The sequence below is a fragment of the Luteimonas padinae genome (assembly GCF_014652935.1).
GTDB classification, from domain to species: Bacteria; Pseudomonadota; Gammaproteobacteria; order Xanthomonadales; family Xanthomonadaceae; genus Luteimonas; species Luteimonas padinae.
In genome coordinates this window covers 70,215-85,507 of record NZ_BMZT01000011.1, presented here as the reverse complement: position 1 = coordinate 85,507, position 15,293 = coordinate 70,215, and the positions used below count along the sequence as shown (strand labels likewise).

At 72.1% G+C, this 15,293-nt stretch carries 13 protein-coding genes and 1 pseudogene; 10 read left to right on the top strand and 4 right to left on the bottom strand.

What is annotated here, in order from left to right:
- Positions 1-21: 21 nt before the first annotated feature.
- Positions 22-2,511, bottom strand: coding sequence for a DUF1631 family protein (locus IE168_RS12830; protein ID WP_189498861.1), 2,490 nt, complete (start codon positions 2,509-2,511; stop codon positions 22-24).
- An 86-nt stretch (positions 2,512-2,597) separates the two neighbouring features.
- On the opposite strand from IE168_RS12830, the gene IE168_RS12825 reads away from it, so the two are divergent.
- The 3 genes from IE168_RS12825 to IE168_RS12815 are packed head-to-tail and all read left to right on the top strand — an operon-like array spanning position 2,598 to position 4,699.
- The gene (locus IE168_RS12825) at positions 2,598-3,182 is read left to right on the top strand and encodes a nitroreductase family protein (protein ID WP_189498859.1); all 585 of its coding nucleotides are present in this window, start codon (positions 2,598-2,600) and stop codon (positions 3,180-3,182) included.
- Positions 3,179-4,123: a 5'-3' exonuclease gene (locus tag IE168_RS12820; RefSeq protein ID WP_189498857.1), complete on the top strand. Its 945-nt coding sequence runs from the start codon at positions 3,179-3,181 to the stop codon at positions 4,121-4,123. Before IE168_RS12825 ends, IE168_RS12820 begins: the two co-directional genes overlap by 4 nt.
- Before the next feature lie 9 nt (positions 4,124-4,132).
- The gene (locus IE168_RS12815) at positions 4,133-4,699 is read left to right on the top strand and encodes an NUDIX hydrolase (protein WP_189498855.1); all 567 of its coding nucleotides are present in this window, start codon (positions 4,133-4,135) and stop codon (positions 4,697-4,699) included.
- 70 nt (positions 4,700-4,769) lie between these two features.
- Here IE168_RS12815 and pip read toward each other — a convergent pair whose 3' ends face one another.
- Together pip and prmC are read right to left on the bottom strand one after the other, a co-directional pair.
- On the bottom strand, positions 4,770-5,711 hold the full coding sequence (gene pip / locus IE168_RS12810; protein WP_189498853.1) for a prolyl aminopeptidase: 942 nt from the start codon (positions 5,709-5,711) through the stop codon (positions 4,770-4,772).
- 52 nt (positions 5,712-5,763) lie between these two features.
- Positions 5,764-6,600, bottom strand: coding sequence for a peptide chain release factor N(5)-glutamine methyltransferase (gene prmC, locus IE168_RS12805; protein ID WP_229823537.1), 837 nt, complete (start codon positions 6,598-6,600; stop codon positions 5,764-5,766).
- Between the two features lie 116 nt (positions 6,601-6,716).
- Here prmC and ahpC point away from each other — a divergent pair, with 116 nt between their 5' ends.
- The 3 genes from ahpC (at position 6,717) to IE168_RS12790 (ending at position 10,158) form a co-directional block, all read left to right on the top strand.
- Positions 6,717-7,277 (top strand): alkyl hydroperoxide reductase subunit C, encoded by a 561-nt coding sequence (gene ahpC, locus IE168_RS12800; RefSeq protein WP_189498849.1) that lies wholly within the window; start codon positions 6,717-6,719, stop codon positions 7,275-7,277.
- A 294-nt stretch (positions 7,278-7,571) separates the two neighbouring features.
- Positions 7,572-9,167 carry an alkyl hydroperoxide reductase subunit F gene (gene ahpF / locus IE168_RS12795; RefSeq protein WP_189498848.1) on the top strand — a complete coding sequence of 532 codons (1,596 nt, stop codon included), beginning with the start codon at positions 7,572-7,574 and terminating at the stop codon, positions 9,165-9,167.
- 37 nt (positions 9,168-9,204) lie between these two features.
- Positions 9,205-10,158: a LysR substrate-binding domain-containing protein gene (locus tag IE168_RS12790; protein WP_189498846.1), complete on the top strand. Its 954-nt coding sequence runs from the start codon at positions 9,205-9,207 to the stop codon at positions 10,156-10,158.
- Between the two features lie 409 nt (positions 10,159-10,567).
- On the opposite strand, the pseudogene msrA reads toward IE168_RS12790, so the two are convergent.
- Positions 10,568-11,128, bottom strand: a pseudogene (msrA, locus tag IE168_RS12780) (peptide-methionine (S)-S-oxide reductase MsrA); the annotation flags it as partial.
- A 198-nt stretch (positions 11,129-11,326) separates the two neighbouring features.
- On the opposite strand from msrA, the gene IE168_RS12775 reads away from it, so the two are divergent.
- From IE168_RS12775 to rlmM, 4 genes are all read left to right on the top strand, one after another.
- On the top strand, positions 11,327-13,078 hold the full coding sequence (locus IE168_RS12775) for a glutamine--tRNA ligase/YqeY domain fusion protein (protein WP_189498842.1): 1,752 nt from the start codon (positions 11,327-11,329) through the stop codon (positions 13,076-13,078).
- An 84-nt stretch (positions 13,079-13,162) separates the two neighbouring features.
- Positions 13,163-13,567: a hypothetical protein gene (locus IE168_RS12770; RefSeq protein WP_189498840.1), complete on the top strand. Its 405-nt coding sequence runs from the start codon at positions 13,163-13,165 to the stop codon at positions 13,565-13,567.
- Positions 13,564-14,151 (top strand): nucleoside deaminase, encoded by a 588-nt coding sequence (locus IE168_RS12765; protein ID WP_189498838.1) that lies wholly within the window; start codon positions 13,564-13,566, stop codon positions 14,149-14,151. Before IE168_RS12770 ends, IE168_RS12765 begins: the two co-directional genes overlap by 4 nt.
- On the top strand, positions 14,151-15,281 hold the full coding sequence (rlmM, locus tag IE168_RS12760) for a 23S rRNA (cytidine(2498)-2'-O)-methyltransferase RlmM (RefSeq protein ID WP_189498836.1): 1,131 nt from the start codon (positions 14,151-14,153) through the stop codon (positions 15,279-15,281). Before IE168_RS12765 ends, rlmM begins: the two co-directional genes overlap by 1 nt.
- The last annotated feature ends 12 nt before the right edge of the window (positions 15,282-15,293 follow it).

Sequence of the window (15,293 nt, the reverse complement as noted above, 5' to 3'; positions counted from 1 at the left end):
GCGCCGGTACAGCCGGCGTGCTCACCCGTTCGCGACCTTGCGCCCGCCTGGCTTCGGCGAAGCCTGCGCGTTCAGCTGCTGCCAGACCTGGCGCATGGCCTCGTCGAAAGGCGCATCGGTCGAGCGCACCGCCACCCGGCCCGCCGTGACAAGGGCCGCCAACTCTTCCGGCGAGACCACCATGCGGCGCATGCCGCGGCGGTTCACCACCAGGAAGCGTCCGGTCAGCGGACTGACCCACGCGATGCGCGCCGCGGTCTCGTGCCCATCCCCGTCCACCAGGCGCAGGCCCTGGCCGACCCGCAGCCGGCGCATACGCGCGGCGACCTCCGGATCGAAATCGAGGGAGTCGGTGCCGCCGGCGATCTGCAGCCCGGCCAGCGCGCCCTCGCCCGCCACGGTATCGCCCTCGTCGTGGTCGGACTCCGGCCGGTGCACGCGCCGCGGCGCGTCCGGAAGGCCGAGCGCCGAGATGATCCGCGCCATGGCGTCGCGTGCCGCGGTCGCGTCCATGCCGCAGCTGGAATAGCACTCGCCCAGCGGCACCTGCAGCGCCAGCAGCTGTTCGGCGACCACCCGGCCGCGGGCGTGGGCGGCGTCGACGTCGACCTGGACCATGGCGTCGCCCAGCGCGATGGCCTCGTGGTGGCGGCTGCTGCCGGCGCCGTCGCGCAGCCAGGCCTGGGTCAGGTGGTGGCGCCAGTGGCGGTCGAGGAACTGCGCCACCGGCGCGGTCAGCATCCGCTCCGACAGCCGCGAGGCGACCAGTTCGGCGGCATGCGCGCGCGCCTGCTGCAGGCGCTCGCGGCCGTGGATGGCCTCGGCGGCGCGCTTTTCGGCCAGCTCGCTGCGCCGGCGCTGCTGCTCCAGCTGGTCGCGCAGCTCGGCGGCGGCAAGTTCGAAGATGGCCTGGTCGTCGTCGTATTCCTCGACCACGCGGTCGACCGCGCGCTCGGCGCGGTCGAGGGTCTCGCGGTCATGCGGGGTTTCCCCGGCATTGCCGTCGCAGGCTTCGGTCAGCACGTCGAGCAGGCGCCGCGCCGGGTGGCTGCGGCGGTTGAACATCGAGTCGTCGGTCAGCGCCACCTTCAGGTAGGGCACGACGAGCCGGCCGAAGAAGTCGCGCGCGCGCTCTTCGAGGTCGTTGGCGTCGCTGATCGAGCTGAAGAGCATGCCGACGAGGTCGATCGCGTCTTCCTCGTCGGTGCTGAAGTGCGTCGCATCGGCGTCCAGGCCGAGCTGGCGCACGCCGCCGCGGATCGCCTCGCGGATGACCCGGCCGAGTTCGCGCGCATCGGCGGCGGCAAGCGCACGGGCGTAGGGCGCGCTGTCGTCGCCCTGCAGGATCTGGGCGACGTTGAGCAGGTCTTCGGTGCGCAGGACATTGACGTCCGACGCAGGCGCGAAATCCTCTTGCAGCGCCTGCCCGGCATCACCGGCGTCCGCGCTTTCGCCGGCCGCACGCCAGTGCGCCAGCTGCTCGCGGACCACGTCGCGATAGCGCGGCGGGCGACCTTCGGCGGCCGCGGCCTGCATCGGGCTGGCCGCGATCGGCGCGCCGATGCCGTAGCCCATGGGCACGCCGCCGATCCCGCCAACCCGGGTGCCACCACCACCGCCAGGGGCCGGGCCCGGAGCGCTGTGTGCAATGTCGCTGGCACCAGCACCAGCACCAGCACCGGCACCGGCACCGGAATGCTCGACCACGCCGCCATCCGGAATCCACGCGTCGCCGGCCTCGACCTGGCCGGCGGACCCGCCCGCCCCGACGGAACCACCGCCACCGCCACCACCGCCGCCGCTGGCACCCGCGCCTCCACGCGCACGACCGCCACGGGCGCCGCCCCCGGACTGGAACCCGAAGCCCGCGCCCTCCAGCATCTCGTTGAGCTTTTCGTAGAGGTCGCCCAGCACCTCCGGCAGGCGCTTGTCGAACTGGTTGAACACCAGCGGCCGCAGGCCACGGGTCAGGTCCTCGGCGCCGAAGAGTTCGACGAACGCCGCCACCGCGGCCTCGGGGCGCACGGGGTTTGGCCGGTGGCCTTCCACGCCAAGCGCCCTGGCGAGCGCCTGCAGGCGCTCTTCCAGCTGCTCCAGCGGATGCAGGAACTGGTGGTCGAGCAGCTCCGTGGTGTGCTGCCCCGCGAGGTGGATCTCGAGCTCGCCCTCCGACATCAGGCTGAGCGACTTGTCGGCGGTGGGCGGGGCCACCGGCTTGCGCCAGGCGTCGAATCCGCGCTCCAGCGACTCGCGGTAGCGGGTGGCCAGGTCGAGCGCGCGGTGCCCCAGCGCCATCACCGCCATGCGGTCGTCCTGGGCGCCGCTGTAGTCGTGCCCCGCCAGCGCCTCCAGCCGCACCTGCTCCTCGATCGTGCCCCAGAAGCCGGACAGCACGCCGCCCAGCGCGGTCACCGTCTCGCGCCGCAGCGCGTCGAAAAGACGCATGGGGTCACGCTTCGAGCCATGGCTCGACTTCGCGAAAACGCGGCCCGGGGAGTCTTCTGGGATCATCTCTGCAAGGATACGGAACACGGAATCGCGCCTCACCGTACCATCCCTGAATGGAGCCAGTGACGTCTGTGACTGCAATCTCAAACATGCCAAACACCCATGTCCTGGCGGCGCTCGACGCGCGCCGCTCGGTGCCCGCCCGACAGCTGGCCGACCCCGGCCCCGATGCCGCACAGCTACGCCGCATGCTCGCCTCCGCCGTGCGCGTGCCCGACCACGGCAAGCGCGTGCCGTTCCGCTTCCTCTCGATCCAGGGCGACGCGCGCGACGCGCTGGGCGAGGCGGTCGCCGCACGTGGGCTGGCGCTGCGGCCCGACGCCGGCGAGGCTGCCGTGGCCAAGGACCGCGCGCGCTTCTCGCACGCGCCGCTGGTGGTTGTCGCCATCGCGGTGCTCGACCCGGACGACCGCGCGATCCCGGAGCAGGAGCGCCTGCTCACCGCCGGCTGCACCTGCTTCGCCCTGCTGCAGGCGGCCCAGGGCCTGGGCTTCGGCGCCTCGTGGCTGACCGGGTGGCCGGCCTACGACCCCGAGGTCATGGCCCTGCTCGGCCTGGCCGCCAACGAACGCATCGCCGGCTTCATCCACATCGGCACCCCGAAGCTCGCGCCGCCCGAGCGCGACCGCCCCGACCCCGACGCCCTGCTTCGCGAGTGGACTCCGCCGGCGTGAGCCTGCCTGCGCCCGCGCCGCCGCTGTACCTGGTCGACGCCAGCCTGTACGTGTTCCGGGCCTGGCATTCGATGCCGGCCGATGGCTTCCACGACGCCGACGGCTGGCCGACCAACGCGGTGCACGGCTTCGCCCGCTTCGTGCTCGACCTGCTCGAGCGCGAGCGGCCGCGGCACATCGCCATCGCCTTCGATGAGGCCCTGGATTCCTGCTTCCGCAACGCGCTGTACCCGGCCTACAAGGCCAACCGCGATCCGGCGCCGGCCGAACTCAAGCGCCAGTTCGCCTACTGCAAGGCGCTGTGCGCCGCGCTCGGGCTGCCGGTGCTGGCGCACCGCGAGTACGAGGCCGACGACCTGATCGGCACGGCCTTGGCGCGGGCGCGCGGCGACGGTTTCCGCGGCGTGATCGTCTCCGCGGACAAGGACCTCTCGCAGCTCCTCGGCGGCCACGACGAGCAGTGGGACTACGCCCGCGGCCAGCGCTGGGGCGCGGCCGGGGTCAAGGCGCGCCACGGCGTGCACGCCCACCAGGTCGCCGACTACCTCGCGCTGTGCGGCGACGCGGTCGACAACATCCCGGGCGTCCCCGGCGTGGGCTCCAAGACCGCGGCGGTGCTGCTGGGCCATTTCGGCAGCCTGGACGCGGTACTCGACCGCGTGGACGAAGTCGCCTTCCTGCGCATGCGCGGCGCCGCCACGGTGGCCGCGCGCCTGCGCGAACACCGCGAGCAGGCGCTGCTTTACCGCCGCCTGTCGACGATCGCCTGCGACGCGCCGCTGTCCGGAGCGGCGCCACCGTTCGCACGCAGCCCGGCCGATGCCGCGACGCTGTCCGCCTTCGCCGACGCCGTCGGCTTCGGGCCGATGACCCGCCGCCGGCTCGAGGCCGCCTGCGGCACGACGATCGCCGGCGATGCAGCCGCGATGGCGGACGGCTAGGATCAACGCATGGACCACACCCGCACCCTCGCCGCCGACGACGAACCGGAAATCCTCTACCAGGGCGACTGGCTGCGCATGGTCAGGCGCGGCCACTGGGAGTCCTGCGAGCGCACCCACGGCAAGGACGGCCTGGCGGTGCTGGTGATCGCGGTGACGCCGGACGACCACGTGCTCTTCGTCGAGCAGTACCGCGTGCCGCTGGGCGCGCGCACCATCGAGATGCCCGCCGGCCTGGTCGGCGACGACGTCGAGGGCGACACCCTGGAGTCCGCCGCGCGCCGCGAGCTGATCGAGGAGACCGGCTGGGACGCGGGCCGCATCGACGTGCTGCTGGTCGGCCCCACGTCATCGGGCATGAGCAACGAGCGCATCGCGTTCGCGCGCGCGCTCGACCTGCGCAAGGTCGGCGACGGCGGCGGAGTGGCCGACGAGGACATCACCGTGCACGCCGTCCCGCGCGCGACCGCGCCGGCCTGGCTGATGCAGAAGTACGCCGAGGGCTACGAGCTCGACCTCAAGCTCTGGGCGGGGCTGTGGATGATCGAATACAACCCGGACGGGTCGAAGGCCTGAACCGGCCACTGCCGGCGCGCCGCGGCGTTCCGGCGACGGACGGGGCCGCGGGGCCACCGCTTCCGAACCCTCAGGCGAAGCGGTCGGTCGCCCGGACCAGGGCGTCGACGGTCTCGGCCTCGAACGCGGAGTGGCCGGAGGCCGGCGTGACCACCAGCTCGGCCTTGGGCCAGACCTGGTGCAGGTCCCAGGCGTTCTGGATCGGGCAGACCACGTCGTAGCGGCCGTGCACGATGACGCCGGGGATGTCGACGATGCGGTAGGCATCGCGCAGCAGCTGGTCGTCGCACTCGAAGAAGCCGGCGTTGGTGAAGTAGTGGTTCTCGATCCGGGCGAAGGCGAGCGCGAACTGCGGATCCTCGTGGTCGGCCATGAAGTCCGGATCGATGTGCAGGAAGCTGGTGGCCGCCTCCCACACGCTCCACGCGCGCGCCGCGGCCAGGCGGGTGGCCTCGTCGTCGGAGGTCAGGCGGCGGTGGAAGGCCGCGATCAGGTCGCCGCGCTCGCTCTCCGGGATGGCGGCGATGTAGTGCTGCCAGGCCTCCGGAAACAGGCGCGAGGCGCCTTCCTGGTAGAACCACTCCAGCTCCCAGCGGCGCAGCATGAAGATGCCGCGCAGCACCAGCTCGGTGACCTTCTTCGGGTGGCTCTGGGCGTAGGCCAGCGCCAGGGTCGAACCCCAGGAGCCGCCAAAGACCTGCCAGCGGTCGATCCCGAGGTGTTCGCGCAGGCGCTCGATGTCGTCGACCAGGTGCCAGGTGGTGTTGTCGACCAGGTCGGCGTGCGGCGTGGAGCGGCCCGAACCGCGCTGGTCGAACAGCACGATGCGGTACTTCGCCGGATCGTGGAAACGCCGCATCTTGTCGGTGCAGCCGCCGCCGGGACCGCCATGCAGCATCACCACCGGCTTGCCGTCGGGATTGCCGCACTGCTCGTAGTACAGGACGTGCCGGTCGTCGACGCGGAGGGTGCCGGTGTCGAAGGGCTGGATCTCGGGGTACAGCGTGCGCATGGAGACTCGCTTGCGTGCAGGAACACCGCGCCAGTCTACCAGCGGGGCCGGATCAGGCCGGCGCGACGCGACCCAGGGTGACCCGGTCGCGGCGCTCGAGGTCGACGACGGTGGCGACCTCGACGAAGCCCGCGGCGTCCAGCAGCGCGCGCACCGCCGGCCCCTGCGCGGCCCCGTGTTCCAGCAGCAGCCAGCCGCCGGGCACAAGGCATGACGGCGCGCCGGACGCGAGGGTCCGGATCGCGTCCAGTCCGTCGGCGCCGGACGACAGCGCCGAGGGCGGCTCGTGGCGGAGATCGCCCTGCGCGAGGTGCGGGTCGCCGTCGGCGATGTAGGGCGGATTGCTCGCCACGAGGTCGTAGCGCTCGCCGGCCAGCGGCGCGAACCAGTCTCCCTGGCGGAAGGCGACGCGACCGGCGAGGCCGTTGGCGACGGCATTGCCGCGCGCGACCTCCAGCGCGGCCTCGCTGCGGTCGGTCGCGACCACGCGTGCCCGCGGCCGCTGGGCGGCGATCGCCAGCGCGATCGCCCCGCTGCCGGTGCCGAGGTCGGCCACGCGGACGTCGACCGCCGGGTCCAGCCGTTCCAGCGCGTGCTCCACCAGCAGTTCGGTTTCCGGGCGCGGGATGAGCGTGTCCGGCGTCACCCGGAGGTCCAGCGTCCAGAAGCCGCGATGGCCGACGAGATAGGCGACGGGTTCGCCCGCGGCCCGGCGCGCCACCAGCGCGCGGAACCGCGCGGCATGGTCGGCATCGACGACGGCGTCACCGTGGGCATACAGCCAGGCCCGGGGACGGCCCAGCACGTGGAGCAGGAGGAGCGTGGCGTCCTCCGCATCGATCACGGCCCGGGACTGCGCCAGGCACTGCGAGACGTTGTGGCCTTGCATGATAGACATCACCTATCGATTGAATTACTATAATCAACTTTACTGATTGATAGGCCGCTCCTAACATTCTCCCCGTCCGGCACCCGCCGGTTTTCTCCCACCTCGCGAGGATTCCCATGTCCGTCATCAACACCGAAATCAAGCCGTTCAAGGCTACCGCCTTCCACAACGGCGAGTTCGTCGAAATCGACAGCGCCAACCTGAAGGGCAAGTGGTCCGTGTTCGTGTTCTACCCGGCCGACTTCACCTTTGTCTGCCCGACCGAGCTCGAGGACCTGGCGATCAACTACGACGAGTTCAAGAAGCTCGGCGTCGAGATCTACAGCGTGTCGACCGACACCCACTTCTCGCACAAGGCCTGGCACGACAGCTCCGACGCCATCGGCAAGATCCAGTACCCGATGATCGGCGACCCGACCCACGAGATCTCGAAGAACTTCGAGATCCTGCGCCCGACCGGCCTGGCCGACCGCGGCACCTTCATCGTCGACCCCGAGGGCGTGATCCAGTCGATCGAGATCACCGCCGAGGGCATCGGCCGCGACGCGCTCGAGCTGCTGCGCAAGGTCAAGGCCGCCCAGTACGTCGCCGCCCATCCGGGCGAGGTCTGCCCGGCCAAGTGGAAGGAAGGCGAGAAGACCCTGAAGCCGTCGCTGGACCTGGTCGGCAAGATCTGAAGCACCACCCCGTCGGCGCGGCATTTGCCGCGCCGGCACCCCCTACCCCCTGTAGGAGCAGCTACAGCTGCGACCGCCGCCAAGCGGCCCTACACGGTGACACTGCAGGAGCCGCTCCGGTCGCAGCTGTAGCTGCTCCTGCAGGTTCGTTCCACTCCATCCCCGCTTGCGCGGGGGTGGGGCTGGACCGGAGTCCGTGCCCTGGCGCGGCCTGCGGTCCATCCCCACGCCGGTGGCGACCCGTCGCATTGACGGGCCGCAGGCCCCCGCCTTGCCGTTATCCAGGAGTCCGCCATGCTCGAAGACGATCTCAAGACCCAGCTCAAGGCCTACCTCGAGCGCCTGCAGCGCCCCGTCGTGCTGGTCGCCAGCGTCGACGACGGCACCAAGTCGGCGGAGATGCTCGAACTGCTCGAGGACATCCGCGCGCTGTCGGACAAGGTCACGGTCGAGGTCTCGCGCGACGACGCCCACCGCAAGCCGTCCTTCGCCATCACCTCGCCCGGCCACGACATCGACCTGCGCTTCGCCGGTCTGCCGATGGGCCACGAGTTCACCTCGCTGGTGCTGGCCCTGCTGCAGGTCGGCGGCCATCCGTCGAAGGCGGCGCCGGAGCTGCTCGAGCAGGTCCGCAACCTCGAGGGCGAATACCGCTTCGAGACCTATTTCTCGCTGTCCTGCCAGAACTGCCCGGACGTGGTCCAGGCGCTGAACCTGGCGGCGGTGCTGAACCCGAACATCCACCACGTGTCCATCGACGGCGCCCTGTTCCAGGACGAGGTCGAGGCGCGCGAGATCATGTCGGTGCCCACCGTGTTCCTCAACGGCGAGGTCTTCGACCAGGGCCGGATGAGCCTGGAGCAGATCGTCGCGAAGCTCGACACCGGCGCCGCCAGGCGCGACGCCGCGGCGATCGCGAAGAAGGACGTGTTCGACGTGCTGGTGGTCGGCGGCGGCCCCGCCGGCGCCGCGGCCGCGATCTACGCCGCGCGCAAGGGCATCCGCACCGGCGTCGCCTCCGAGCGCTTCGGCGGCCAGGTGCTGGACACCATGTCGATCGAGAACTTCATCTCGGTGCCGCACACCGAGGGCCCGCGCTTCGCCGCGCAGCTGGAGGCGCACGTGCGCGAGTACGACGTCGACATCATGAACCTGCAGCGCGCGAAGTCGCTGAGCCAGGACGCCGACGGCGTGACCACCATCGAGCTCGAGAGCGGCGCCAGCGTGCGCGGCCGCACCGTGGTGCTCGCCACCGGCGCGCGCTGGCGCCAGATGGGCGTCCCCGGCGAGGACCAGTACCGCAACAAGGGCGTGGCCTACTGCCCGCACTGCGACGGCCCGCTGTTCAAGGGCAAGCGCGTGGCGGTGATCGGCGGCGGCAACTCCGGCGTGGAGGCGGCGATCGACCTGGCCGGCCTCGTCGCCCACGTGACGCTCATCGAATTCGACTCGCAGCTGCGCGCCGACGAGGTGCTGCAGCGCAAGCTGCGCAGCCTGCCGAACGTCCGCATCATCACCTCGGCGCAGACCACCGAAGTGCTCGGCGACGGCAAGCGCGTCAACGGCCTGGTCTACCGCGACCGCGTCGGCGGCGATTCCCACCGCGTGGAGCTGGAGGGCGTGTTCGTGCAGATCGGCCTGCTGCCCAACACCGAATGGCTGAAGGACGCGATCGAGCTCAGCCCGCGCGGCGAGATCGTCGTCGACGCCGCCGGCCGCACCTCGCTGCCGGGTGTGTTCGCCGCCGGCGACGCCACCACCGTGCCCTACAAGCAGATCGTCATCGCCATGGGCGAAGGCGCCAAGGCCGCGCTCAGCGCGTTCGACCACCTGATCCGGAGCAGCAGCCCGGCCGCGACCGCGGCCGACGCCGAGGCGGCCACGGCCTGAGCGCCGCAGCCGCCGCGGCCGCCAACGAGGCATCGCCATGAACCTGCGCGACCTGAGCTACTTCATCGCCCTCGCCGACCACCTGCACTTCGGCAAGGCCGCGGCGGCGAGCTTCGTCAGCCAGCCCACGCTGTCGACCCAGATCCGCAAGCTGGAGGAGGAGCTGGGCGTGGCCCTGGTGGAGCGCGCCCCGCGCAACGTGATGCTCACGCCCGCGGGCCGCGACGTCGCCGCCCGCGCGCGCCGGATCGTGGCCGACGTCGAGGAGATGCGCGAGGCCGCGCGGCGCAGCCAGGACCCGGAGGCCGGCCGGGTCACGCTCGGCCTCTTCCCGACCCTGGGCCCCTACCTGCTGCCGCACGTGGTGCCGGCGATCCGCAAGCGCTTCCCCGAGCTCGAGCTGCTGCTGGTGGAGGAGAAGAGCGATGTGCTCCTCGAACGCCTCCAGCAGGGCCGGCTGGATGCCGCCCTCCTCGCGCTGCCGGTGGGCGACGACCAGCTCGAGGTCGAATTCCTGTTCGAGGAGCCGTTCGTGCTCGCGGTGCCCGAAGCGCATCCGCTCGCCGGGCGCGGCCGCATCTCGCTCGATGACCTTGTCGACGAGCGCCTGCTGCTGCTCGCCGACGGCCACTGCCTGCGCGACCAGGCGCTCGACGTCTGCCATCTGGCCGGCGCCGGCGAGAAGGACGGCTTCCAGGCCACCAGCCTGGAAACCCTGCGCCAGATGGTGGCGGCCAGCGTCGGCGTGACCCTGCTGCCGACGCTGGCGGTGAAGCCGCCCGTCGCGCGCTCCGAGAACATCGAACTGGTCGACTTCCGCGACCCCGCACCCAGCCGCCGCATCGCCATGGTCTGGCGCCGGAGCACGGCGATGGGCGGTTTCCTGCGCCAGCTCGCCGGAGTCATCCGCGGCCTGCCGCCGGACCTGCTGCAGCCGCCGGTGCCGGATACCACCGCCCCGATCCACGTCCCGGGCGCCGCCGGCGTCTAGTCTTCCCAGCGCAGTGCGCGGTAGTCGAAGCCCTCGTCCAGGCGTGGCTTGGCGATGCTGAAGTACGGCGGGATGTCGAAGTCGCGCTGCACGAACAGCGACCAGTTGCGGATGTGCAGGATCTCGCTGCGCGCCCGCGCCGCGCCCGGATGTTCCGACGGGATCGATTCGACCAGCGGCAGGATCGGATAGCGGATCGATTCGAAGGCCTGTGCCAGCAGGGTGGAGCAGACAGCGGCACCAGCCGCACGCCCTCCACCACGCCCGCCTCCACCAGCATCGCGATGCCGCCCAGGCGGTCACCGGCGGACAGCGCCGCGTGCGACCAGGTCGACCGGGTCAGATACTTGATGGCCGTCGACAGGCGAGGAGTGTGCCGAGGCGGTGGCGCATGGCCGGCGCAGCCCGGTCAGGCGACGGCGCCCGCCTGGCAGCTGACGCCGGTGCCGCCGAGGCCGCAGTAGCCGCCGGGATGCTTCGACAGATACTGCTGGTGCTCCTCTTCCGCGTAGTGGAAGGGCGGCGCCGGATGCACGACCTCCGTGGTGATCGCGCCGTGGCCGGCGGCCGAAAGCCGCTGCTGGTAGGCGTCGCGGCTGGCCAGCGCCGCCGCGTACTGCGCAGCCGTGTCGCAGTGGATCACCGAGCGGTACTGGCTGCCGACGTCGTTGCCCTGGCGCATGCCCTGGGTCGGGTCGTGGCCTTCCCAGAAGCGGGCCAGCAGGGCCGTGAAGTCGACCGCGGCCGGGTCGTAGACCACCAGCACCACCTCGGCATGCCCGGTGCGGCCGCTGCAGACCTCACGATAGGTGGGCGCGTCGGTGCTGCCCCCGGCGTAGCCCACGGCGGTGGTCACGACGCCCGGCAGCGTCCAGAACAGGCGCTCGGCGCCCCAGAAGCAGCCCATGCCGAAGGCCACGCGGGACATGCCCGGGAAATCGCCGCGCAGCGGGCGGCCGTGGACGTGGTGGACATCGTTCATCGTGGACTTCCTCGCGCAGGCGTGTGCCTTCCATGATGTGGGCTGTCCGGGCGCTCTCCAAGGCGCGCCGCGCCACCGTCCGCACGCCTCCACCCCCGGCCACCGCGGGGCGGTCTCGCGCGCGCCGCTCCGCTACACTGCCCGGTCCACGGCGCAGGCCCGCGCCCGCTTCCCCGACGAACCCGCATGACCGCACCCCACGACACCACGGCCGGCGCCGACACGGCGCCCGTGAAGCAGGACTTCATCCGCCAGATCGTCCGCGACGACCTCGCCAGCGGCAAGCACGACGCCATCCGCACGCGCTTCCCGCCCGAGCCCAACGGCTACCTGCACATCGGCCACGCCAAGGCGATCTGCCTGGACTTCGGCATCGCCGAGGAGTTCGGCGGCCGCTGCAACCTGCGCTTCGACGACACCAACCCGGCGAAGGAAGACCCGGAGTTCGTGGCCGCGATCCAGGACGACGTGCGCTGGCTGGGCTTCGAGTGGAACAGCCTGCGGCACGCCTCGGACTATTTCGAGGTGTTCTATCTCGCCGCCGAGAAGCTGATCCGCCAGGGCGACGCCTTCGTCTGCGACCTGTCGGCCGAAGAGGTGCGCGAGTACCGCGGCACGCTGACCGAACCCGGCCGCGAGTCGCCGTACCGCAACCGCGGCGTCGAGGAGAACCTCGACCTGTTCCGGCGCATGCGCGCGGGCGAGTTCGACGACGGTGCGCGCACGCTGCGCGCGAAGATCGACATGGCCAGCGGCAACATCAACCTGCGCGACCCGGCGCTCTACCGCATCAAGAAGGTGCCGCACCAGAACACCGGCGACGCCTGGCCGATCTACCCGATGTACGACTACGCGCACGCCCTGGGCGACGCGGTCGAGGGCATCACCCATTCGCTGTGCACGCTCGAGTTCGAGGACCACCGCCCGCTGTACGACTGGTGCGTGGACCGGGTGGATCTGGCCGGCAACCCGGAGCTGCTGGCGCCGCTGGCGGAGAAGGGCCTGCCGGTCGAGGCCGCCAAGCCGCGCCAGATCGAGTTCTCGCGCCTCAACATCAACTACACGGTGATGAGCAAGCGCAAGCTGACCCAGCTCGTCGCCGAAGGCCTGGTGGACGGCTGGGACGACCCGCGCATGTACACCCTGCAGGGCCTGCGCCGCCGCGGCTACACGCCCGGCGCGCTGCGCCTGTTCGTCGATCGCATCGGCATCAGCAAGCAGAACTCGATGATCGATTTCTCGGTGCTGGAGGGCGCGCTGCGCGAGGACCTGGACGCGCGCGCACCGCGGCGCATGGCCGTGGTCGCGCCGCTGAAGCTGGTGCTCACCAACCTGCCCGAAGGCCACGCCGAGACCCTGCGCTTCGCCAACCATCCGAAGGACGACTCCTTCGGCGAGCGCGAGGTGCCGTTCTCGCGCGAGCTGTGGATCGAGCGCGACGACTTCGCCGAAGTGCCGCCCAAGGGCTGGAAGCGCCTGGTGCCCGGCGGCGAGGTCCGCCTGCGTGGCGCCGGCATCGTGCGCTGCGACGAGGTGGTCAAGGACGCCGACGGCGAGGTGGTCGAGCTGCGCGGCACGCTCGATCCGGAATCGCGCCCCGGAATGGAAGGCGCAAACCGCAAGGTCAAGGGCACGATCCACTGGGTCGATGCCACGCGCGCCGTGCAGGCGGAGATCCGCCTCTACGACCGCCTGTTCTCGGTCGCCGATCCGGATGACGAGAGCGAAGGCCTCACCTACCGCGACCATCTCAACCCGGATTCGCGCGTGTCGGTGCGCGGCTGGGTCGAGCCCGCGGCCGCCGGCGCGGCACCGGAGCAGTCGTTCCAGTTCGAGCGCCTGGGCTACTTCGTCGCCGACCGCCGCGAGCACCGCGACGACTCGCCCGTGTTCAACCGCAGCGTCACCCTGCGCGACACCTGGGCCGCGAAGGCCTGACGGCCGGCACCGCGCCGGCCTTCGCCGGCGCCGGCACCCGCCGGGGCTACCATGCCCGGCGACGTCCACGACACGGAGACTTCAATGCGCCGGATCATCCCGTCCGCGTCCATCGCCCTGCTCGCCCTGCTGCTGGCGGCCTGCAGCGCCGCCCAGCCCGGCGGCAGCGTGCAGGCACCGCCGATGTCCGATCCCCAACCGGCCACGCCGATGCCCGCGCAGCCCGCCCGTCCGGCGGTGTCCGGCGTCCCCGATCTCGACCGCAGCTGCCGCGTGGACAGCGACTGCGCGGTGAAGGACGTCGGCAGCTGCTGCGGCTATTCCCCGTCCTGCGTGAACACCGCCGCTCAGCCCGATCCGAAGGCGGTGCAGGCCGCCTGCGCGGATGCGGGCATGGCCGGCGTCTGCGGCTTCCGCGAGATCGAGGCCTGCGCCTGCGTGTCCAACACCTGCGAGCCGGCCCAGTCCGGCGGGGCGGTGGCCCGATGAGCCTGGCCACCCTCCCCACGGGCGTGGCGCTGCGGCTGCCGGCCTGGGTCGAAGGCCTGCTCGACCGCGGCCGCGCCTATGCCACCGACGCCGACAAGGTCGCGCTGGCCATCGCCCTGGCCGGCCGCAACGTCGCCGAAGCCACCGGCGGCCCCTTCGGCGCGGTGCTGTTCGGCCCCGACGACCGCGTGGTCGCCGCCGGGGTCAACGTGGTGCTGCCGCAGTCGACCTCGCTGGCCCACGCCGAGAACTTCACCTACATGCTGGCCCAGCAGGCGCTGGGCCGCGCGCGCATCAACCTCGACGAGGCCGGCCGCCCCTGCGGCCCGTACACGCTCGCGACCTCGGCCCAGCCCTGCTGCCAATGCTATGGCGCCACCGTCTGGGCCGGCGTCGACCGCCTGCTGATCGGCGCCCGCGCCGAGGACGTGCACGCGCTCACCGAGTTCGACGAAGGCCCGCTGCCGGCCGACTGGCCGGGCGAGCTGGCCCGCCGCGGCATCGAGGTGGTGCGCGACATCGCCCGCGAGCAGGCACGCGAAGTGCTGGCCGCCTACGGCCGCGCCGGCGGGCAACGCTACTGATGCACGACGCGCAGGCGCCCGCGGCGGACGCATCCGGGCTGCTGTGCTACTGCCGCGCCGGCTTCGAGCCCGAGCTCGCGGCCGAACTGGGCGAGCGCGCGGCGGCGGCCGGCCAGCACGGCTACGCCGCGACCGGGCGCGGCAGCGGCTACGTCCGCTTCCTCGCGCCCGGGGCCGATGGAGCCGCGCTGTCGCGCGCCCTGCCCTGGCGCTCGCTGGTGTTCGCGCGGCAGAAGCTGCGGCTGCTGGCCACGCTGGACGGCATCGACACCAGCGACCGGGTCACGCCCATCCTGGCCGCGCTCGCGACGCAGGCCGGCGCCACCGCCCCGGCCTTCGGCGCCCTGGTCGTCGAGCATCCCGACAGCGACGCCGCCCGGCCGCTGGCCGGCCTGGCGCGCGCGCTCGGCAACGCCCTGCGGCCGGCGCTGCGCAAGGCCGGCCTCCTCGCCGCCAAGGATGAGCCGCGGCGCCCGCGCCTGCACGTCTGCCTGCTCGCCGGCAACCACCTGCTGCTGGCGGTTGCCGATCCCGCCGACGCGTCAGCCTGGCCGATGGGCGTGCCGCGCCTGCGCCTGCACCGCGACGCGCCCTCGCGCTCGGCGCTGAAGCTCGACGAGGCCTTCCAGACCCTGCTCGACGACGACGAGCGCACGCGCCTGCTGCGCGCAGGTATGACCGCCGCCGACCTCGGCGCCGCGCCCGGCGGCTGGACCTGGGTGCTGCAGCGCGCCGGCCTGCACGTCACCTCGGTCGACAACGGGCCGCTGCGACAGCACGTCCTCGATGCCGGCGGCGTCGAGCACCTGCGCGAGGACGGCTTCCGCTGGCAGCCGCCGCGCGCGCTGGACTGGATGGTCTGCGACATGGTCGAGCAGCCGCGCCGGGTCGCTTCGCGCATGGCCACCTGGTTCCGCGAGGGCTGGTGCCGGCAGGCGGTGTTCAACCTCAAGCTGCCGATGAAGAAGCGCTGGCTGGAAACTTCGCTGTGCCTGGAGCTGTTCGCCCGCGAGGCCGGGCGACCGCTGGAACTGCGCGCCCGGCAGCTCTACCACGACCGCGAGGAGATCACCGTCCTCGCGCTCCCCGCCCGCGGTGGCCAGGCAGGGCATTCAGCGGCCGGCAGGTGAATCCTGACTGCG

What these genes read in the sequence shown, in the direction of transcription:
- IE168_RS12830 (WP_189498861.1), bottom strand. Translation starts at nt 2,511, where the DNA reads ATGATCCCAGAAGACTCCCCGGGCCGCGTTTTCGCGAAGTCGAGCCAT.
- IE168_RS12825 (WP_189498859.1), top strand. Translation starts at nt 2,598, where the DNA reads ATGCCAAACACCCATGTCCTGGCGGCGCTCGACGCGCGCCGCTCGGTG.
- IE168_RS12815 (WP_189498855.1), top strand. Translation starts at nt 4,133, where the DNA reads ATGGACCACACCCGCACCCTCGCCGCCGACGACGAACCGGAAATCCTC.
- pip (WP_189498853.1), bottom strand. Translation starts at nt 5,711, where the DNA reads ATGCGCACGCTGTACCCCGAGATCCAGCCCTTCGACACCGGCACCCTC.
- prmC (WP_229823537.1), bottom strand. Translation starts at nt 6,600, where the DNA reads ATGCAAGGCCACAACGTCTCGCAGTGCCTGGCGCAGTCCCGGGCCGTG.
- ahpC (WP_189498849.1), top strand. Translation starts at nt 6,717, where the DNA reads ATGTCCGTCATCAACACCGAAATCAAGCCGTTCAAGGCTACCGCCTTC.
- ahpF (WP_189498848.1), top strand. Translation starts at nt 7,572, where the DNA reads ATGCTCGAAGACGATCTCAAGACCCAGCTCAAGGCCTACCTCGAGCGC.
- IE168_RS12790 (WP_189498846.1), top strand. Translation starts at nt 9,205, where the DNA reads ATGAACCTGCGCGACCTGAGCTACTTCATCGCCCTCGCCGACCACCTG.
- IE168_RS12775 (WP_189498842.1), top strand. Translation starts at nt 11,327, where the DNA reads ATGACCGCACCCCACGACACCACGGCCGGCGCCGACACGGCGCCCGTG.
- IE168_RS12770 (WP_189498840.1), top strand. Translation starts at nt 13,163, where the DNA reads ATGCGCCGGATCATCCCGTCCGCGTCCATCGCCCTGCTCGCCCTGCTG.
- IE168_RS12765 (WP_189498838.1), top strand. Translation starts at nt 13,564, where the DNA reads ATGAGCCTGGCCACCCTCCCCACGGGCGTGGCGCTGCGGCTGCCGGCC.
- rlmM (WP_189498836.1), top strand. Translation starts at nt 14,151, where the DNA reads ATGCACGACGCGCAGGCGCCCGCGGCGGACGCATCCGGGCTGCTGTGC.